Annotated in this window: 19 protein-coding genes; 7 read left to right on the top strand and 12 right to left on the bottom strand. The window is 65.2% G+C overall.

Annotation, left to right across the window (positions count from 1 at the left end; all coding sequences use genetic code 11):
* Positions 1-4 precede the first annotated feature (4 nt).
* The 3 genes from AAG612_RS02785 to AAG612_RS02775 form a co-directional block, all read right to left on the bottom strand.
* Complete coding sequence (locus AAG612_RS02785; protein WP_342507052.1) at positions 5-1,066, bottom strand: hypothetical protein; 1,062 nt, start codon at positions 1,064-1,066, stop codon at positions 5-7.
* A gap of 90 nt (positions 1,067-1,156) precedes the next feature.
* Positions 1,157-2,002 (bottom strand): AAA family ATPase, encoded by an 846-nt coding sequence (locus tag AAG612_RS02780; RefSeq protein ID WP_342507051.1) that lies wholly within the window; start codon positions 2,000-2,002, stop codon positions 1,157-1,159.
* Positions 2,003-2,071: 69 nt separating this feature from the next.
* Positions 2,072-3,391, bottom strand: coding sequence for a serine hydrolase (locus AAG612_RS02775; RefSeq protein ID WP_342507049.1), 1,320 nt, complete (start codon positions 3,389-3,391; stop codon positions 2,072-2,074).
* A gap of 86 nt (positions 3,392-3,477) precedes the next feature.
* Between AAG612_RS02775 and AAG612_RS02770 the strand changes: the two genes are divergently transcribed.
* Entirely contained in the window at positions 3,478-4,695 is a 1,218-nt protein-coding gene (locus AAG612_RS02770; protein ID WP_342507048.1) for a bifunctional alpha/beta hydrolase/OsmC family protein, read from the top strand.
* Positions 4,696-4,697: 2 nt separating this feature from the next.
* Here the strand turns inward: AAG612_RS02770 and AAG612_RS02765 are convergent, their stop codons facing one another.
* A complete protein-coding gene (locus AAG612_RS02765; protein ID WP_342507047.1) occupies positions 4,698-5,270 on the bottom strand; it encodes a hypothetical protein in 573 nt (190 codons plus the stop codon).
* Positions 5,260-5,781, bottom strand: a complete 522-nt coding sequence (locus AAG612_RS02760; protein WP_342507046.1) for an RNA polymerase sigma factor — start codon at positions 5,779-5,781, stop codon at positions 5,260-5,262. The genes AAG612_RS02765 and AAG612_RS02760 overlap by 11 nt, the downstream gene beginning before the upstream one ends.
* 189 nt (positions 5,782-5,970) lie before the next feature.
* On the opposite strand from AAG612_RS02760, the gene AAG612_RS02755 reads away from it, so the two are divergent.
* Entirely contained in the window at positions 5,971-6,312 is a 342-nt protein-coding gene (locus AAG612_RS02755; RefSeq protein WP_342507044.1) for an endonuclease domain-containing protein, read from the top strand.
* 99 nt (positions 6,313-6,411) lie between these two features.
* On the opposite strand, the gene parE is transcribed toward AAG612_RS02755, so the two are convergent.
* Positions 6,412-8,400, bottom strand: a complete 1,989-nt coding sequence (gene parE / locus AAG612_RS02750; protein WP_342507041.1) for a DNA topoisomerase IV subunit B — start codon at positions 8,398-8,400, stop codon at positions 6,412-6,414.
* Between the two features lie 82 nt (positions 8,401-8,482).
* Complete coding sequence (locus AAG612_RS02745; RefSeq protein ID WP_342507039.1) at positions 8,483-9,724, bottom strand: penicillin-binding protein activator; 1,242 nt, start codon at positions 9,722-9,724, stop codon at positions 8,483-8,485.
* Positions 9,725-9,751: 27 nt separating this feature from the next.
* Between AAG612_RS02745 and rsmI the strand changes: the two genes are divergently transcribed.
* The 3 genes from rsmI to gshB all read left to right on the top strand — a co-directional run bounded on the left by rsmI (position 9,752) and on the right by gshB (position 12,056).
* On the top strand, positions 9,752-10,615 hold the full coding sequence (gene rsmI, locus AAG612_RS02740) for a 16S rRNA (cytidine(1402)-2'-O)-methyltransferase (RefSeq protein ID WP_342507036.1): 864 nt from the start codon (positions 9,752-9,754) through the stop codon (positions 10,613-10,615).
* Positions 10,615-10,971, top strand: a complete 357-nt coding sequence (locus AAG612_RS02735) for a YraN family protein (protein ID WP_342507033.1) — start codon at positions 10,615-10,617, stop codon at positions 10,969-10,971. Before rsmI ends, AAG612_RS02735 begins: the two co-directional genes overlap by 1 nt.
* A 104-nt stretch (positions 10,972-11,075) precedes the next feature.
* Entirely contained in the window at positions 11,076-12,056 is a 981-nt protein-coding gene (gshB, locus tag AAG612_RS02730) for a glutathione synthase (RefSeq protein WP_342507031.1), read from the top strand.
* Between the two features lie 182 nt (positions 12,057-12,238).
* On the opposite strand, the gene AAG612_RS02725 is transcribed toward gshB, so the two are convergent.
* A complete protein-coding gene (locus AAG612_RS02725; RefSeq protein WP_342507029.1) occupies positions 12,239-12,979 on the bottom strand; it encodes an SIMPL domain-containing protein in 741 nt (246 codons plus the stop codon).
* Positions 12,980-13,196: 217 nt separating this feature from the next.
* Here AAG612_RS02725 and AAG612_RS02720 point away from each other — a divergent pair, with 217 nt between their 5' ends.
* Positions 13,197-13,802, top strand: a complete 606-nt coding sequence (locus tag AAG612_RS02720) for a DedA family protein (RefSeq protein ID WP_342507027.1) — start codon at positions 13,197-13,199, stop codon at positions 13,800-13,802.
* On the opposite strand, the gene AAG612_RS02715 is transcribed toward AAG612_RS02720, so the two are convergent.
* From AAG612_RS02715 to rph, 4 genes are all read right to left on the bottom strand, one after another.
* Complete coding sequence (locus tag AAG612_RS02715) at positions 13,799-14,707, bottom strand: tyrosine recombinase XerC (protein WP_342507025.1); 909 nt, start codon at positions 14,705-14,707, stop codon at positions 13,799-13,801. The two genes, AAG612_RS02720 and AAG612_RS02715, sit on opposite strands and share 4 nt — an antisense overlap.
* Positions 14,704-15,867, bottom strand: a complete 1,164-nt coding sequence (hemW, locus tag AAG612_RS02710; RefSeq protein WP_342507023.1) for a radical SAM family heme chaperone HemW — start codon at positions 15,865-15,867, stop codon at positions 14,704-14,706. Before hemW ends, AAG612_RS02715 begins: the two co-directional genes overlap by 4 nt.
* Positions 15,868-15,977: 110 nt before the next feature.
* Positions 15,978-16,604, bottom strand: a complete 627-nt coding sequence (gene rdgB / locus AAG612_RS02705; protein WP_342507021.1) for an RdgB/HAM1 family non-canonical purine NTP pyrophosphatase — start codon at positions 16,602-16,604, stop codon at positions 15,978-15,980.
* Entirely contained in the window at positions 16,601-17,314 is a 714-nt protein-coding gene (gene rph / locus AAG612_RS02700; RefSeq protein WP_342507019.1) for a ribonuclease PH, read from the bottom strand. Before rph ends, rdgB begins: the two co-directional genes overlap by 4 nt.
* Positions 17,315-17,384: 70 nt before the next feature.
* Between rph and AAG612_RS02695 the strand changes: the two genes are divergently transcribed.
* Complete coding sequence (locus AAG612_RS02695; RefSeq protein ID WP_342507017.1) at positions 17,385-17,948, top strand: DUF6882 domain-containing protein; 564 nt, start codon at positions 17,385-17,387, stop codon at positions 17,946-17,948.
* Positions 17,949-17,951: the final 3 nt, after the last annotated feature.

The following is a 17,951-nucleotide window of genomic DNA, read 5'->3' as shown; positions in this document are numbered from 1 at the left end:
GGTCTTAGCTATCCGATGGCAGGATGATATTCGTACCACCATCCTCGGTGCGCTCGACAACGGCCCGTATCGGCTCGTTGCTCAGGACCGATAGCATCTGATCGAACCCCGGCACCATGTCGAACCCCTCGTAGAGCTGTGTTCGCATTCCATTGGCGAGCGAAAGGATGATCGGCGGCTCCTCGCCTTCGGAGAGAGAAAAGCCCGTTTGCCCAACGTAGCTCACCGTGCCGGAATCCCCGAAAACGATCGCCCGGGGCATTTTGCTGTCTCCATCGCGATAGAACATCCGTCCACCCCGAGATGCGCGATCGCGGCACAGCTTCGATGGCGCAGGACCCTGCTGGGTCTCTGAAGGCATGCCCTCGTCGATACTCTCGTCGTAGGCGACCGATACGGCCATCGTTGCGATCACCCAGTCGGTCATCTCCAGCGTCCGCCGCGGAGCAACGGGACGCTCTTGCGCATCGTTGCAGTCGAGGATGCGGTAGGCCGGTGGAGCCTTCTCGGGCGGCTCCGAGATCGGCATTCCCGAGGCCAGCAGGGCCAACCGCCCGTCGAGACTTTGCACGTCGACCCTCTTCGACGAAAGGCGCAGCTTGATGAGCCAGTTGCCTGCCCTGAACAGCGCCAGACCCGTCGACCTGTAGGGGCCATCGACTTCGAAGGAGGCCCGAACGCCGCTCTGCTCGCCGATGTCGTCCGCACCGAATGTTGCGAACAGCACACTCTCGGCGTCGATCGTGCCCAGGTTCTCGTTCGTGAACATGGCTTCGATCGCCGCATCGGCCATCATCGAGACATCGTAGCTGCCCGACCGATAGACGTAGACCGAGAGCACCTCGTCGTCATCCGGCGAGAAGTAGGACGACCCGATATTGCTGTCGCCAGCAGCATAGCTGGCGATCCGGTCACGGACGAAATCCCGAATCTTCGGTGGCAAGCGAAGGCCGGTCGGCTCGTGTACCCAATGGGCGTCCGGCTCTATATCGAGAAGCTGCGGCTCGGCAAACGCAGGTGTTTCGAACACACAAAGCGCGATTGCGACACCGGTCAAACGCAACATAGACACCCCCCTGATTATCAGACGAGCGTATGCCAGTGATGGTTGATTGACCAGCTAAAGCATCAGGTCGAAGCCGCTACCGACCTCCCATTACTGTTGTCGCCGGCTCATGAAAGCAAGCCGTTCGAACAGCATCACGTCCTGTTCGTTCTTCAGCAGCGCGCCGTGGAGCGGGGGGATCGCCTTGTTGGGGTTGGCATCCTGCAAGACCTCGACCGGCATATCCTCGTTCAGCAAGAGCTTGAGCCAGTCGAGCAGTTCGCTGGTGCTGGGCTTTTTCTTGAGGCCGGGCACTTCGCGGATGTCATAGAAGATCTCCATCGCCTTGCTGACGAGGTTCTTCTGGATGCCGGGGAAGTGGACCTCGATGATCTCGCGCATCGTCTCGCGGTCGGGGAAGGCGATATAGTGGAAGAAGCAGCGGCGCAGGAAAGCGTCGGGCAGTTCCTTCTCGTTGTTCGAGGTGATGACCACGATCGGGCGTTCCTTCGCCTCGATCCGCTGCTGCGTTTCGTAAACGTCGAAGCTCATCCGATCGAGTTCCTGCAACAGGTCGTTGGGGAACTCGATGTCGGCCTTGTCGATCTCGTCGATCAGCAGCACGGGCAGTTCGGGGCTCTCGAAGGCCTCCCACAGCTTGCCCTTCTTGATGTAGTTTCCAATGTCGTGGACGCGCTCGTCGCCCAGCTGGCCGTCGCGCAGGCGCGCGACCGCATCGTATTCATAGAGGCCCTGATGTGCCTTGGTGGTGGACTTGACGTTCCACTCGATCAGCGGCGCGTTCACCGCCTTGGCGATCTCGTGCGCCAGCACCGTCTTGCCGGTGCCGGGCTCACCCTTGACCAGCAGCGGGCGGCGCAGCGTCACCGCCGCGTTGACCGCCACCTTCAGATCGTCGGTTGCGATGTAATCCTGCGTGCCTTCGAAGCGTTCCATACCCGACCTTTCAAAACTCGTTTGAAAGCCTGCTACGGGGACAGGCCACGGCCCGCAAGGGGGGCGAGGTCACTCGGCCAGCGCGAGGATCCGCTTGGCCATCAGCAGCAGGCTCGCGGTATCGACCTCGCTTGCCGGGTCCATCTGGCTGATCGCGAGCATGTACCAACGACCCGCATGATCGCGCAGCAGCCAGCTCATGTTGAGCACGCCTGCCTCGGAGCCGCCCTTGTAACCGACATAATCCCAGTTCGCGGTTTCCTCTTCGTCGAACACGGGATTGACCGCCATGATGTTGCGCGCGGTATCGCCGGGCAAGGCGGCCAGCACGCGCATCAGCGACCGCTGGTCGGCCACGCTGGCGAACCATTCGATATCCTCGATCAGCACCGGCGTGCCCGAGGTGAAGGTCTGGAGAACCCGATCCTCCTCGATGCTTCCGAGATCGAGCGTTGCCAGCATCGCGCGCCGTTCGGCTTCGTCGGCCATGGCATAGTCTTCGCCGAGGTCGCTCGCCTTGAGGACGAACATCTCGCGCGTAGTCAGGAAAGGCAGGGTCTTGCCCATATCACCATGGCCGCTCGCGCGCATTTCCGCCTCGATCGCCTCGCGTCCGAGCGTGCGCATGACCAGATCGGTGGCGGTGTTGTCGCTGATCGAGATCATCAGCGTGGCTGCGGTCTGCAACGTCACCGGTGCGCCATCGGGCCAGGTCTGCATCACGCCGCTGGGAAAGCTCTTCGCGTCGAGCGCCACCACATCGTCCCACGCGAGCCGCCCTTCGTCGACCGCGCGCGCAAGCGCGGCGAGCACGTAAAGCTTGAAAGTCGAGCCGATCGCGAACGGCTTTGCTGGATCGCCATAGGCAAAGACCGGATCGCCATCGAGCGGGCCGAACCAGGCCGCCTTGCTGCCCGAAAGCGATTCCATGTCCGCCGAAACGCTGTTCGCATCTCCGGCGACCGGCTTGATATCGTTCAGCAGCAGGCCATTGACGAGAAAGGGCGCGGTGGCCTCGAGGTTCATGGGTCCGCCGACGGTCGCTTTTTCGAACCGCAGCGTGATCATGGCACGGTCTGGTTCGACCGGTTGAACTTCCTCAACACCGATCACCGGACCGAACTGCGCCGTCAGCTGCTGCCCGATCTGCGCGAATTGCTCTGCCGGGACGCTGGCGAGGAATTCGGGCGAAATCACCTCTTCGACGGGCCTCTCGCCCTTGATCATGGCGACGACGTCCGCCGCGCGGGCTTCGAACTTGGTCGCCTCGCTCGGCGCTTCGGCCTGGGTCTCCTGAGCGTAGGCGAGGGCGGCGGCGGGGGCGGTGCCGAGTGTTCCGAATGCCAGTGCGGCACCCATGATCATCGCGCGCGTTGTTCTCATCTGCATGTTATTCCTTCCCTTCGATTCCCATTGATAGTTCGCATTCAGCCAAATGCCTGAATGCCGATCGACCTCTTGCCGCTGGAGCCACGATGCCGACCGAACCGATCACGATCAAAACGCCGCGCGGCCACGAACTGGCCGGATCGCTGGAGCTGCCGACCGGGCTGGTGCGCGGCGCAGCGCTGTTCGCCCATTGCTTCACCTGCACCAAGCAAAGCCGCGCGGCGGTGGAGGTGACGCGCGCGCTGGCGCGGCAGGGCATCGCAACGCTGCGGTTCGATTTTACCGGGCTGGGCGGCAGCGGCGGCGATTTCGGCAGGGCAGGGTTCGCTAGCGACGTCGAAGATCTCGTCGCCTCGGCCAATCATTTGTGCGAGCGGTTCGGCGGGCAGATCCTGCTGGTTGGGCATAGTCTGGGCGGTGCGGCGGTGCTCGCGGCGGCCGACATGATCGGGCGCGACCGGGTCGCGGCCATTGCCACCATCGGCGCTCCGGCGGACGTTCCGCATGTGCTCGGCAACATCAAGGGCGACCTCGCGGCGATCGAGCGCGACGGAGAGGGTGAGGTGACCATCGGCGGGCGCGAATTCCAGCTGAGCCGTGAATTCCTCCACAAGACCCGCGAGATCGACCTGCCCGAGGAAGTCGCGCGGCTCAAACTGCCGATCCTGATCGCGCATTCGCCGACCGACCAGATCGTCGGCATCGAAAATGCAGGCCAGTTGTTCGATGCGGCGTTGCATCCCAAGAGCTTCGTCAGCCTTGCCGGAGCGGACCACCTGCTGACCAAGCCCGAAGACGCGCATTTCATTGCCGACATGATCGCCGCGTGGGGTGCGCGCTATATCCCGATGAAGTCCGAGTGGCCGATGCCCGAACAGGGCGTGGTCGTGTGCACCGGCCACGGCAAGTTCGGCACCGAGGTGCACACGCCCTCGCACCGCTTCATCGCGGACGAGCCCAGATCCTACGGCGGCGACGATACCGGCCCGACGCCCTACGACCTGCTCAATGCCGCGCTGGGCACCTGCACCGCGATGACGATGAAGATGTATGCCGAGCGCAAGGGCCTGCCCTTCGAGGGCGCGCGGGTGGCGGTGACGCACGAGCGCAATCATGCGGAAGACTGCGACCATTGCGAGGGCGAGGACAGCCAGGTCCAGGCGCTCCACCGCGTCATCACCCTGCTCGGCGACGATCTCACCGCCGAGCAACGCAACAAGCTGATCGAGATCGCGGACAAGTGCCCCGTGCATCGCACGCTGGAGGGGCGCCTGCACGTCCATACCAAGGTGGGGGGCGAGTAGGCTCACACCGCCTCCAGCTCTTCGGCCCGGCGCTGCAGGCTGCGCGCAGCCCGCTGGTTGAGCCAGATGACAAAGCCGAAGAAGGCGAGCGTCGCGCCAAAGGGCGGTCCCATTTCGGTGAGGATGTCCCATGCATCGACCTCGCCGATCGCCTTGAACGCAACCGTGCCGTAGACCCCAAGCACCCCCGGCAGCAGTGGCCCGATATACCACATCGGCACGGTGCGCAGCGCGTCTGCCTGGCGGCGATATTGCGAGACGAGGTGGCTGCGGCAGTCCTCTTCGGGGCGGCGGCGCTGCATCGATGCGCGCGTGTACTGGTTCCACAGGACCCACAGCGTGCCGAGCAGCATCAGCACCATCGCGCCCGCCATCAGCGGCTCGCCCATCATGACGAACATGATGAATGCCGGAACTTCGAGGCAAAGCAGTAACGCACCCGCCACATATTCGATGAAGTTGCGACGACGAATGGTCCGCTCGAACCGGGTACTGCGTTTCACGAGATCCTCCGGTCTGGTGAAGCTGCGCGGCGCGTCATCGGTCCGCCAGATGTGCTGGAGATCATTCGCCATGATCGTTCTCCGGTAATTCGAATTGTGCCGTAAGCTTGTCTCTCAACCGCGAAAGCCGGGTGGCGACAGCGCCGCTGGAAAGGCCCGTTACCTCCGCGATTTCGGCGCCCGAATGCCCTTCGAGCCACAGCAGGATGACCTGCGCGTCAAGCAGCGGGAGCGTGCGAATGATCGCGTGAAGCCGGGTGAGGGCATGGGCGTCCGCCGCCGCCTTCTCACCGCTGTTCGACACGGGCAGCGTCTCGATCTCGTCGATATCGATCGTCGCCGGCTTGCGGCTGTTGCGCCCCACATGGTCGGCGGCGACATTATGCGCGACCCGGAAGACCCACGTCTTGAGCGCGCAATTCCCATCGAACCGCGCGAAGCTGCGCCATAGTTCGAGGTGGATATCCTGCTCCAGATCGCGCGCCTTGTCCGCATCGCGCTCCATCGCCCGCGCAAGCCGCGCGATTGCGGGTGCAAACTGCTCGCCCGCCTGGTGGTAAAGTCTGGCCTGTTGCCCGCTCATGCCTCTTTAGTCGCCGAGCGGGAGGATTTCTTACAGGGGGTGGGGAATTTTTTCCTGGATTGAGCCCCTCATCCAACTCCGACTAGGCAGCCAAGCTGCCAAGTCTCTATATCTCTCTCCCCGAGGGAGAAGGATAGCACAGCTTGTCGCGCAAGCGGCTAGCGACGCGTGGATGAGGGGGGACAGAACTTGGATCGAACCCAGCGAGCGCGGACCCTGCGCAAGACATCGACCGATGCGGAAGCGCTCTTGTGGTCGCGCCTGCGCAACCGCCGGTTCCACGATCTCAAGTTCCGCAGGCAGGTGCCGCTGGGGCGCTACATTGTCGATTTCTACTGCCACGAATTTCGTCTGGTGGTGGAGCTGGACGGCGGTCAGCATTCCGAGAAAGCCGACCGTGCGCGGACGTTATGGCTGGAGAGCGAAGGCTACCGGGTTGAGCGGTTCTGGAACCACGAGGTGTTGGAGAATGCCGATGGCGTGCTCGTGGAACTGGAGCGGCGCATTGGCCCCTCATCCAACTCCGGCTAAGCGCTTCGCGCTAGCCTGCGTATCCTTCTCCCTCGGGAGAAGGATGGCATAGCTTGTCGCGCCAGCGACTAGCGGCGCCTGGATGAGGGGCAACAACCCTCAAGCATCGATCAGCTCGCGGTCCAGATCGCCCGCCTTGTTCTGGATGAACTGGTAGCGATGCTCCGGGTTGCGGCCCATCAGTTGGCCGACCAGCTCCTTCACCGCTGCGCGATCCTCGAACTCGGGGGGCAGGGTGATGCGGATCAGGCTGCGGCTGTCGGGGTGCATGGTGGTTTCGCGCAGCTGCGCGGGGTTCATTTCGCCGAGGCCCTTGAAGCGCGAAATCTCGATTTTCTTGCCCTTGAAGACCGTTTCTTCCAGCTCGCGCCGGTGTTCTTCGTCGCGGGCGTAGTGGCTCTCCTTGCCCGCCGTCAGCCGATAGAGCGGTGGCTGCGCGAGGAAGAGGTGCCCCTTGCGGACGAGGTCGGGCATTTCCTGGAAGAAGAACGTCATCAGCAGCGTCGCGATATGCGCGCCGTCGACATCGGCATCGGTCATGATGACCACGCGGTCGTAGCGTAGCTGGTCGGCGTCGCAATCCTTGCGCGTACCGCAGCCGAGCGCGAGGATCAGGTCCGCGATCTCGCTGTTGGCGCGGATTTTGTCCGCACTGGCAGAAGCGACGTTGAGGATCTTGCCGCGGATCGGCAGGATCGCCTGCGTCTTGCGATCACGCGCCTGCTTGGCGCTGCCACCGGCGGAATCGCCCTCGACAATGAACAGCTCGGTCTCCGCGCCCGTCTCGCCCGAACAGTCGGTCAGCTTGCCGGGAAGGCGCAGCTTCTTGGCGTTGGTCGCAGTCTTGCGCTTGACCTCGCGCTCGGCCCGGCGGCGCAGGCGTTCGTCCATGCGCTCCATCACTTCGCCCAGCAGCGCCTTGCCGCGCTCCATATTGTCGGTGAGGAAGTGGTCGAAATGGTCGCGCACCGCATTCTCGACCAGCTTGGCGGCCTCGGGGCTGGTGAGCCGGTCCTTGGTCTGGCTCTGGAACTGCGGATCGCGGATGAAGACCGACAGCAGCACCTCGCCGCCCGCCATCACATCGTCGGCGGAAATGTCCTTCGCCTTCTTCTGGCCGACCAGATCGCCGAATGCGCGCAGACCCTTGGTCAGCGCGCTGCGCAGGCCCTGCTCGTGCGTGCCGCCATCGGGGGTGGGCACGGTGTTGCAGTACCAGCTGGTTGCAGCGTCGGAGAACAGCGGCCAGGCGATCGCCCATTCGACACGGCCCTGCGAGGTGCCGTCGATCTCGGGAAAGTCCTGATTGCCTGCAAATGGCTCTGCGGTAACGCATTCGCGCCCCGCGACGCGCTGGGCGAGATGATCCGCAAGGCCGCCGGGGAACTTGAAAGTCTCTTCGGCGGGCACGTCGTCGCTGGTAAGGCTCTCTGCGCACTTCCAGCGAATTTCGACCCCGGCGAAGAGATAGGCCTTGGACCGCGCGAGCTGGAACAGGCGTTTGGCGCTGAACCTGCGCTCGCCGAAAATCTCGACATCTGGCGTAAAGCTGACCTGCGTCCCGCGCCGGTTGGGCGCCGCGCCGACTTCCTCGATCGGGCCGAGCGTCTGGCCCTTGGAGAATTCCTGTGCGTAGAGCGTCTTGTCGCGCGCCACCTCGACCCGGGTATGCTGGGAAAGCGCGTTGACGACCGACACGCCGACGCCGTGCAAACCGCCCGAGGTGGCGTAGGCCTTGCCCGAGAACTTGCCGCCCGAGTGGAGCGTGGAAAGGATCACTTCCAGCGTCGATTTGCCCGGATATTTCGGGTGCTCGTCCACCGGGATGCCGCGGCCGTTGTCGCTTACGGTGAGTCGGTTGCCTTCCTCCAGACGCATCTCGATCCGGCTGGCGTGGCCCGCCACCGCCTCGTCCATCGCGTTGTCGAGGACTTCGGCAGCAAGGTGGTGCAGCGCGCGGTCGTCGGTCCCGCCGATATACATGCCGGGGCGGCGGCGGACGGGCTCGAGCCCTTCGAGCACCTCGATCGAGGAGGAATCATAGTCGCCGCTGGAGGTCGGCGTACCGTCGAACAGATCATCGGACATGGAACAGACAGTGGGCGCGCACGCACCGCTTCACAAGCGCGCACATCCCACTGTCCGCAAGTTTCGACGGGCCAGAGCGGTCCTAGAAGGCCTCCGGCGCGGGCGAAACGACCACCACCTGTCCGTCGCGCACCTCGCGCACTTCGAGCGTGCGTTCGGCGGTGCCGTCGGTGCGGAAGCGGAAGGCGCCGTCGAGGCCGAGGAAACCGCCGCGATCGCTCAGCGCCTGTGTGGGGAAGGGCGTGCCGGGCCGCCAGTCGCCGCTGCCGGCGACGCGCAGGACGAGCAGGACGCTATCGTAACCGAGCGTCGCGATCCGGTAGGGCGGATTGCCGAAGCGGTTGCGATAGCTGTCGGAGAAGCGCCGGTAGCGTCCGTCGGACAAGGCAGAGAACAGCGCGCCGTCCATCACACCGGCGGCAGGAATGGCGCTCTCGCCGCTCCACAGCTCGGTCCCGAGCAGCCGGGGGGCGGTGCTGTCTTCCGTGCGCAGCTCCGATGCGGCGACGATGGCGAGGCGCGGGCTGTCTGCGATCATCACGGTGTCGAAGCCGCCGCGTGCGCGCAGCCGGCGGGCCGCGCTCGCCGCAGACCCTTCGTTGCGCGAATAGCGCTCGGTCGCGACGAGGCTGCCGCCGATATTGCGCAGCGCCGCGATCAGCGCGAGCTCGGCCTGGCGGCCATATTCGCCCTCGGGCACCAGCGCGCCGTAATTGCGGGCGCCCCGGCTGCGGGCGATCTCCACCGTCCGGCCGACCGATTGCGATGGCGACAGGCCCATCACATAGACATCGGGCGAGGCGACGCCGACATCGTTGGAGAAGCTGATCAGCGGAATGCGCGCCGGGCGTGCCTCGGCCACCACATCCTCGACATTGCTGCCCAGCAGGGGGCCGAGGATCAGCTGGTTGCCATCGTTGATCGCACGGCGCGCGGCTCCGCGAGGATCGTCGGCCGTATCGTAGGTGGTGATCCGCAGATTGTCGGCATTGGTGTCGAGCAGCGCCATGGTCGTCGCATTGGCAATGGACTGACCGACGCGGGCGTTGCCGCCGGTGGTCGGCACCAGCAGTGCGATGCGGTGGCGCGTGCCGTCTTGCGGCAGCGGAGTGGGCGTGTCGCGCGCGATCGGCGGCGGGGTGCGCGACGGGTCGCCGGTGACGGGGCCGGGCCTGCCGCTCGGCTCGGCGGACTGGCCGGGCTGCGAGGTCGGCGGAGGCGCCGTGCGTGGGCCGTCGACCTGCGGAATGATCTGACAGCCCGCGAGAAACAGGCCGAGGCCCATGGCGAGGATCAGGCGGCGGCAGTGGCGAATGCCCATCATGCTTGCGGATATCCCTTGCGTTGGTCCATGGCGGTAAGCGTGAACGACACCAGCGATGCAGCCTCTCACCCCGCCCTTGCGCCCGGCCTGTATATCGTCGCGACACCTATTGGCAATCTGAACGACATCACCTTGCGGGCAGTCGACGTGCTGACGCGGTGCGATGGTGTCGCGTGCGAGGATACGCGCGTGACGGGCAAGCTGATGCGGCATCTGGGCCTCTCGAAGCCGCTGTGGCGCTATAACGACCATGCCGAGGAGCGCGACCGCACGCGGCTGGTGGAAAGCATGGCGAACCGCGCCGTGGCGCTGGTGAGCGATGCGGGCACGCCGCTGATTTCCGATCCCGGCTATCGCCTCGTCAACGCCGCGCGCGAGGCAGGCGTCGAGGTTCAGACCATTCCCGGCCCCTGCGCCGCGATCGCCGCGATCACGCTGGCGGGCCTGCCGAGCGACCGCTTCCTGTTTGCAGGCTTCCTGCCGGTGAAAGAGAAGGCGCGGGCCGACATGTTGGCGCAGTTCGCAGCAGTGGATGCGACGCTGCTGTTCTACGAAAGCGCGGGGCGGCTGGTGAAATCTCTGTCCGCAATAGATCGCGCGCTGCCGGGGCGCCGGGTGGCCGTCGCTCGCGAGCTGACCAAGCTTTACGAGGAATGTCGTCTCGATACGCCCGCTGCTCTGATCGCGCATTACGAGGCGAAGCCGCCCAAGGGCGAGATCGTGTTGCTGGTCGAACCGCCCCACGAGGCGGAGGCGAGCGCGGAAGATGTCGACGCTCTGCTGCGAGAGGCGTTGCTGACCGAGAAACCGTCACAGGCGGCGGCAAAGGTTGCGAAGGCGACGGGCGCGGATCGCAAGGCGCTCTATGCCCGCGCGCTCGAGTTGCGCTAATGAGCGCAAAGCGCGAACGTGCCGAGAAGGCGGGCCGCGGCGGCGAAGAGGAAGCCGCGCGCTGGCTTAAGGAACAGGGCTGGGAGATTATCGACCGCCGCCGCAAGACGTCGCTCGGCGAAATCGACCTGGTCGCGCGGCGCGAAAACCTGATTGCCTTCGTCGAGGTCAAATGGCGGCGCAGCGTGCCCGATCTCGACCTCGCAATCGACGAACGGCGGCTCGCGCGAGTCGCGGCGGCGGTGGGCGCGGTCGCGCATGAATATGCGACCGGTGGAGAGGACATACGGATCGACGTGATCCTGCTTGCACCGGGCGCTCCCCCTCGCCACATCGCCAACGCCTGGATGCCTTAGCGCGCTCTTCGTCATTGCGAGGAGCGAATGCGACGAAGCAATCCAGAGCGTAGCGCGCATCCGCCCTGGATTGCTTCGCTACGCTCGCAATGACGAGGTTAGAAATGTCCCTGAAAACCGCCTTCCAGATGGACCCGATCGAGAGCGTCAAAATCGCGGGCGATTCCAGCTTCGCGCTGATGCTTTCGGCGCAGGAGCGCGGGCACGAGGTCTGGCACTACGACGTCCAGAGCCTTGCTTGGGAAAGCGACGGCAGCCCGGCAGGCAGGATCACCGCCTTTGCGCGGCCGGTGAAGGTGCGCCGCAAGGAAGGCGACCACTTCGAATGGACGGGCGAGCGCCGCGTGATCGACCTTGCGAAGGATATCGACGTCGTCTGGCTGCGGCAGGACCCGCCGTTCGACCTGGGCTACATCACCGCCGCCTTCCTGCTCGACCGGTTGAAGGGCACCACGCTGGTGGTCAACGACCCGCGCGAGGTCGTGAACGCGCCCGAGAAGATGTTCGTGCTCGATTATGCGCGCTTCATGCCGCCCACGCTGATCGCGCGCAGGCTGGCCGATATCCAGGCCTTCCAGCAGAAGCACGGCACGGTCGTGGTGAAACCGCTGCACGGCAATGGTGGCAAGGCGATCTTCAAGATCGATCGGGAAGGCACGAACCTCTCGGCGCTGTCCGAGGTGTTCGACAGGCAATGGCCCGAGGCGCACATGGTGCAGGCTTTCCTGCCCACCGTGAGCGAGGGCGACAAGCGGATCGTGCTGGTCGACGGCGAAGTCGCAGGCGCGATCAACCGCAAGCCGGGGGAGGGCGAATTCCGCAGCAACCTCGCGCAGGGCGGCTCGGCCGAGGCGGCTGGGCTGACCGACCGCGAGGAAGAGATCTGCGCCGCGATGGGCCCCGAGCTGAAGCGCCGCGGCCTGGTGTTCGTCGGGATCGACGTCATCGGCGGCGAGTGGCTGACCGAGATCAACGTCACCTCGCCCACCGGCATCGTCGCAATCGACCGCTTCAACGGCACCGACACGGCGGGCGCACTGTGGGATGCGACCGAGCGGCGGCACGCGGCCATGGCGAAGGGCTAGTCTCGCTCGCCCCCTTTTATTCGTCGCCCCGGACTTGATCCGGGGCAGGGCTTTCTTCGGGGCCTGTCGCAAGAAGAAGCCCTATCCCGGGTCAAGCCCGGGATGACGATGAGGGGGAGGGGGCTCCCAGCCATCAGCCGTAGTACCCACCCACCCAACCTCCCCCTCAAGGGGGAGGAGATTTAGTTCAGCTCATACGCCACGGTCGTCACTACGCGGACCTTCTGGAACGGTGTGTTCGCCCCGCTGCTGTCGCAATATTCGCACTCCACCCCGTCGCGCGCGCTGATCGAGAAATAGCCCTGGCTGGCGGTTTTGATCTTGCCCACCGAGGCACCGCTGTCGTTGGCGAATTGCTGCGCGCTCTCGCGGGCGCTGCGGTTCGCCTCCGCGATCATATCGGGCTTCAGCTCGTTCAGGCCGGTGAAGGTGTAGTTGACCGAGCCGCCACCCATCTCGACACCCGCGCGTAGCAGATCGGCCTGCTTCGCATAGGCCTCGCGCGCCTTCATGACGTCGTTGGTGCGCAGCTGGATGGTGCGCGAGACGGTCAGGTTTTCGGGCAGCGGATTGCCATAGGCGTCGCGCGGCTGGTCGCGCATCAGCGAGATGTCGCTGTCGGTATAGTCAGCCGGTTTGAAGCCCGCCTCGGTGAAGAACTTGCGCACCGCCTGCGCCTGCTGGTCGACCGAATTCTGGACGCTCGCGAGATCATTGCCGGTGTCGGAAAAGCGGATCGACCAGGTCGCGATATCGGCGGTGACGTCGCGTTCCGACACGCCTTTCACGGTGACCTCGCGGTCGGCTTCCTTGGCGCGGCGCAGACCATCGCCGAGGAGGAAACCGCTGCCCATTAGGCCAAGCATCACGATTGCGACCGAACCCAACACCACGAAACGATTGCTCTCGATAAACCCGGCCATGCCTCTTTCTCCTCGTCGGCTGGGCGGAAGCGCGGCCTCCATTGGCCGGGTCGCTACAGCGACCAACCGTGCATCCCTATCGATGAAACGATCTGAACGAGCGATGAAGCGTTCTTATTCATCGGTGAAATGAGTTTGCAGCACGGTTGAGCGGATGCCCGCGTGACCCTTCGCAACTTTCCCGGCCCCGATAATTCGCCCCGTGCATTGGACCGCCATGGACGAAGTGATTGTCGGCATCATCGAGCGGCTCGGTTATCTGGGCATCGCAATCCTGATGGCGCTGGAAAACATCTTTCCTCCGCTGCCATCCGAGGCGATCATGGGGGCAGGGGCGCTCGCAGTGATCAATGACCGGATGAGCTTCTGGCCGCTGCTGATTTTCGGCACGATCGGAACCGTCGCAGGCAACTACGCGTGGTTCTGGTTCGGCAACCGGGTCGGATACGAACGGCTCGGCCCCTTTATCGACAAGTGGGGGCGCTGGCTCACGCTCGAATGGGAAGACATCGAGCGCGCCTCTGAGTTCTTCCAGAAACACGGCCAGTGGGCGGTTTTCTTCCTGCGCTTCTTCCCGGTGATGCGGACGATGATCTCGCTGCCCGCCGGGCTTGCGCACATGAATGTGTGGAAATTCCTGATCTTCACCACCGCGGGCGCGGCGATCTGGAACGTGCTCCTGATTCTCGGCGCGCAATGGCTGGTCGGTACGTTTTCCAATGTGCAGGATCTGGTCGGATGGGTCCTGATCGGATCGCTGGTGCTGGCGGCGGCCGGCTATGGCTGGCGGTTGTACAGCTGGAAGCCGCGCGCCGAGCGCTAACCGTCCCTCTCCCGTGGATGCGCGCTGCGATAGGTGTCGAGCAGGCGCGCCGCATCGACCTCGGTATAGATCTGCGTCGAGCCAAGGCTCGCATGGCCGAGCAGTTCCTGCAGGCTGCGGAGATCCGCGCCCGCGCCCAGCAAGTGCGAGGCGAAGGAATGGCGCATGGCGTGCGGCGTTGCGCTGGCGGGCAGGCCAATCTCTGCGCGCACCTCGGCGACCGCCTTTTGCACCAGACCCGGCGAAAGCGGCCCGCCTCGCGAACCCCGGAACAGCGGCTTGTCCGGCGCAAGATCGTGCGGGCAGGCGGAGACATAGGCTGCGATGGCCGTGCGGATCGCCGGCAGGATCGGCACCACGCGCGTCTTGCCGCCCTTGCCGGTGACGCGGATCGTCTCGCCTGGTGTCGCATGCTCGCCCGTCAGCGAGAGCGCTTCGCCCAGGCGCATCCCCGCGCCGTAGAGCAGCAGCAGCACCGCGCGGTCGCGCAGGCCCGTCCATTCCTCGCGCCGCCGTTCGCCGATGGCCTGCGCCATATGGACCGCCTCGTCGGGCGTGACGGGGCGGGGGAGGGTGCGCTTGATCCTCGGCCCGCGCAAACGCGGCGCCTGCGCATCGCTCACCCCCGCCTCGGCCCGCGCGAAAGAGAGGAAGGCGCGCAGCGAGGAAAGCTCGCGCGCGGCGGAGCGATTGGACACGCCATCGGCGCGGCGGCGGGCGAGCTGGGCGCGCAGGGCAGGGGCCTCGAGCTGGGCGAGCGATGCGAAGTCGCTATCTCCGGTTGCCTCCAGCAGCCGTTCGGCGGCCCGCACATAGGCGCGCACCGTATGGGGCGAGAGCCGGCGCTCATCCGCGAGGTGGCTTTCCCAGCGGGAGAGAACGCCCTGTTCGCGGTGCGGGCTCATGCCGCGCAAAGATCTGCCGAGACCAATTCGGCCAGCAGCGCATCGAGCAGCGGCATGCCTTGCGGTGTCACCGTCAGCCGCTCGCCCTCGCGGGTCACGAAGCCAAGCCCGGCATAGAACTCGGCCCGCTTGGCGTCGATCAGCGCATCGGCTTCGGCGCCGAAGCGCGTGGCGAGCGCGGCGAGGTCGACCCCCTCGGCAAGCCGCAAGCCCATCAGCAGCGCCTCGCTCAACAGTTCGTCGCGCGCGAGTGCACGCTCTTCCGAAATGCCGTGCCCGTTCTCACCGACGCGGCGCAGAAACGCCTCGGGTTTCTTGTGGCGGATGGTCGCCATCCCGCCTCGCCGCCCGTGTGCACCCGGACCGATGCCGACATAGTCGCGGTACCGCCAGTAGGTGAGGTTGTGGTGGCTTTGTGCACCTTTGTGCGCGTGGTTGCTGATCTCGTAGGCAGGCAGCCCCGCAGCCGCCGTCTGCGCCTGCGTCTGCACGAAGAGATCGGCGGCTTCGTCCGCATCCATCGGCTCGAAACGGCCGCGCGACACCGCTCCGGCGAACCCCGTGCCGGGCTCTATGGTGAGCTGGTAGAGCGAGAGGTGCTCGGTCCCGAAAGCGAGCGCCCGCGCAAGCTGCGCTTCCCAAGCCGCGGCGCTCTGGCCGGGTAGGGCGTAGATCAGATCGAAGGTCACGCGCCCGAACAGGCCTTGCGCGCTTTCGACCGCCGCGAGCGCCTCGGTGGCGCTATGCTCGCGCCCCAGGAAGGCCAGCGCCTCGTCCTCCAGCGACTGCACGCCGAGCGACACGCGGTTGACCCCGGCGGCGCGGAAATCCGCGAACTTGGTAGCTTCGTAGGAGGTCGGATTGGCCTCCAGAGTGATCTCGGCATCGGGCGCGAAGCCCCACAGGCGCTGCGCCTCCTCGATCAGTGCACCCGTCAGCGCGGGCGGCATAAGTGAGGGCGTACCGCCGCCGAAGAAAATCGACCCGACGCGCTTGTCACGCGTCAGCGCGTGCTCATGGCGCATGTCGGCCAGCAGCGCAGCCTGCCACGCCTCGGCATCCACATTCTCGCGAACATGGCTGTTGAAGTCGCAATAGGGGCACTTCTTCAGGCAGAAGGGCCAGTGGATATAGAGCGCAAGATCGTCTGCGGCGGGCATGGTGGCAATGTAGCACTTGTATGATCCCCAGCGAAAGCTGGGGTCTCGATCGGGGGAGGGGATTTGATCGGAGACACGTCCCTGCTTTCGCAGGGACTCGCGCTCGTTGACTAGCCGAACTGCTCCGCCACGAGCTTCGCGAAGGCATCGGCGCGGTGGCTGATGGCGTGTTTCTCTTCCGGGTCGATCTCGGCGAAAGTCCGGTCGCGGCCTTCTGGAACGAACAAAGGATCGTAGCCGAAGCCTAGCTTTCCGCGCGGGGGCCAGGTGAGCGAACCGGGCGCGGTGCCTTCATAGACCGAATATTCGCCGTCAGGCCAGGCGAGCGCCAAAGTGCAGTGGAACGCCGCGCTTCGGTCCACGTCCGGCCCCTGCTGGGCGAGCAGGCCTTCGACCTTGCCCATCGCCATGTACCAGTCGCGCCCCGGCTCGCCTTCGAACCACTGCCGCTCGGCCCAGTCGGCGGTGTAGACGCCGGGCCGGCCATCGAGCGCGGCGACCGACAACCCGCTGTCGTCGGCGAGGCTGACGATGCCCGAACCTTCCGCCGCGGCACGCGCCTTGAGCAGCGCATTCTCGACGAAACTGGTCCCGGTTTCCTCGGGCTCGGGCAGGCCGAGCGCACCGGCAGATATGCACTCGACCCCATAGGACGCGAGCAAGGCCTGAATCTCCTTCAGCTTCCCCGCGTTATGCGTCGCGATGACGAGCTTGCCCGAACCGATGCGGCGCGTCATTTCACCGCCGCGTCCTGCGCCTTGAAGATCTCGCCGCAGCCCATCTGCGCGAGGCGCAGGAGGCGCAGCAGCGCTTCTTCGTCATAGGCCGCGCCTTCGGCGGTGGCCTGGACTTCGGCGATCTTGCCGCCTTCGATCAGGACGAAGTTGGCGTCGGCATCGGCATTGCTGTCCTCGTCGTAGTCGAGGTCGAGCACCGGCGTACCCTTGAACACGCCGCAGGAAACCGCGGCGACCTTGCCCGTGATCGGGTCCTCGACGATCGCGCCCGATTTCTTGAGGCCGTCGATCGCCAGCTTGAGCGCGACCCATGCGCCCGAAATCGCCGCAGTCCGAGTGCCGCCATCGGCCTGAATGACATCGCAATCGAGCGTGATCTGCCGCTCACCGAGCTTCTTCATATCTACGACCGCGCGCAAGCTGCGCCCGATAAGCCGCTGAATTTCCTGCGTTCTGCCCGACTGCTTGCCACGCGCCGCCTCACGGCTGCCACGGGTGTGCGTGGCGCGCGGAAGCATCGAGTATTCGCCGGTGACCCAGCCAGCACCCTTGCCGCGCATCCACGGCGGCACGCTGTTTTCGACGCTGGCGGTGCACAGGACGCGCGTGTCGCCGAAGCTGATGAGGCAGCTACCCTCGGCGTGCTTGGTGTAGCCGGTTTCGATGGAAATGGCGCGCATTTGGTCGGGCGCACGGCCTGAAGGTCGCATGGGGGAATCTCCTTTGGATTGGCGCGTTGCATAGGCTAACGCGAACTCTGTTCAAGGTGAAAGGCAGCCGATGGCAACGTTCAGACATCTGTCGGCAATTTTGGCCGCATCATTCCTCGTTGCGCCAGCCACCGCTCAGTCGCAGGACGATGGGATGTCGGTGGCAGAAGAACGGATGACCCAAGCCCCGCATATCGCCTTCGCCCGTGCCAAGAGCGGGCTGGAAACCTTGACCGCCGCCAATCACCAGACCTGGGACCTGGGCGGGGCGGACTGGAGCGTCGATCTCGACGAGGGAGTGATCGAATTTCAAAACAGCAAGCGATGGCTGATCTCCGCGCCGGTCCAGGTGATCGGCACCTACGACACGCGCGACGGCAGCTTCATGTGGGGCTGGGACCATCCCTCGGTACCGGGTCATAGCGCCCGCGCCGCGCAGCTGGCGTTCGACTATGGAAAGCGTCACGAACTGGCCGACTTGACCACGAACCCGGTCGAAATCGGCGAGGATGAGGCGTGGGCCTACACCGCGCTGGCGGCCTACCTCTCCGAAAGCAACGGCGCCTATCGGGGGGCGATGGGGACGACGCTCGTCTACATGACCTTCGGCGAGGTCACCATCACCAAGCCATGATGC

The sequence above is a fragment of the Citromicrobium bathyomarinum genome (assembly GCF_038594605.1).
Lineage (GTDB): Bacteria > Pseudomonadota > Alphaproteobacteria > Sphingomonadales > Sphingomonadaceae > Alteriqipengyuania > Alteriqipengyuania bathyomarina_B.
This window is presented reverse-complemented; position numbering and strand designations above follow the sequence as displayed.

Bases quoted from the DNA above. Each gene is read 5' to 3' on its own strand.
- AAG612_RS02785 (WP_342507052.1), bottom strand. From the start codon at position 1,066: ATGTTGCGTTTGACCGGTGTCGCAATCGCGCTTTGTGTGTTCGAAACA.
- AAG612_RS02780 (WP_342507051.1), bottom strand. From the start codon at position 2,002: ATGGAACGCTTCGAAGGCACGCAGGATTACATCGCAACCGACGATCTG.
- AAG612_RS02775 (WP_342507049.1), bottom strand. From the start codon at position 3,391: ATGCAGATGAGAACAACGCGCGCGATGATCATGGGTGCCGCACTGGCA.
- AAG612_RS02770 (WP_342507048.1), top strand. From the start codon at position 3,478: ATGCCGACCGAACCGATCACGATCAAAACGCCGCGCGGCCACGAACTG.
- AAG612_RS02765 (WP_342507047.1), bottom strand. From the start codon at position 5,270: ATGGCGAATGATCTCCAGCACATCTGGCGGACCGATGACGCGCCGCGC.
- AAG612_RS02760 (WP_342507046.1), bottom strand. From the start codon at position 5,781: ATGAGCGGGCAACAGGCCAGACTTTACCACCAGGCGGGCGAGCAGTTT.
- parE (WP_342507041.1), bottom strand. From the start codon at position 8,400: ATGTCCGATGATCTGTTCGACGGTACGCCGACCTCCAGCGGCGACTAT.
- AAG612_RS02745 (WP_342507039.1), bottom strand. From the start codon at position 9,724: ATGATGGGCATTCGCCACTGCCGCCGCCTGATCCTCGCCATGGGCCTC.
- rsmI (WP_342507036.1), top strand. From the start codon at position 9,752: ATGGCGGTAAGCGTGAACGACACCAGCGATGCAGCCTCTCACCCCGCC.
- AAG612_RS02735 (WP_342507033.1), top strand. From the start codon at position 10,615: ATGAGCGCAAAGCGCGAACGTGCCGAGAAGGCGGGCCGCGGCGGCGAA.
- gshB (WP_342507031.1), top strand. From the start codon at position 11,076: ATGTCCCTGAAAACCGCCTTCCAGATGGACCCGATCGAGAGCGTCAAA.
- AAG612_RS02725 (WP_342507029.1), bottom strand. From the start codon at position 12,979: ATGGCCGGGTTTATCGAGAGCAATCGTTTCGTGGTGTTGGGTTCGGTC.
- AAG612_RS02720 (WP_342507027.1), top strand. From the start codon at position 13,197: ATGGACGAAGTGATTGTCGGCATCATCGAGCGGCTCGGTTATCTGGGC.
- AAG612_RS02715 (WP_342507025.1), bottom strand. From the start codon at position 14,707: ATGAGCCCGCACCGCGAACAGGGCGTTCTCTCCCGCTGGGAAAGCCAC.
- hemW (WP_342507023.1), bottom strand. From the start codon at position 15,867: ATGCCCGCCGCAGACGATCTTGCGCTCTATATCCACTGGCCCTTCTGC.
- rdgB (WP_342507021.1), bottom strand. From the start codon at position 16,604: ATGACGCGCCGCATCGGTTCGGGCAAGCTCGTCATCGCGACGCATAAC.
- rph (WP_342507019.1), bottom strand. From the start codon at position 17,314: ATGCGACCTTCAGGCCGTGCGCCCGACCAAATGCGCGCCATTTCCATC.
- AAG612_RS02695 (WP_342507017.1), top strand. From the start codon at position 17,385: ATGGCAACGTTCAGACATCTGTCGGCAATTTTGGCCGCATCATTCCTC.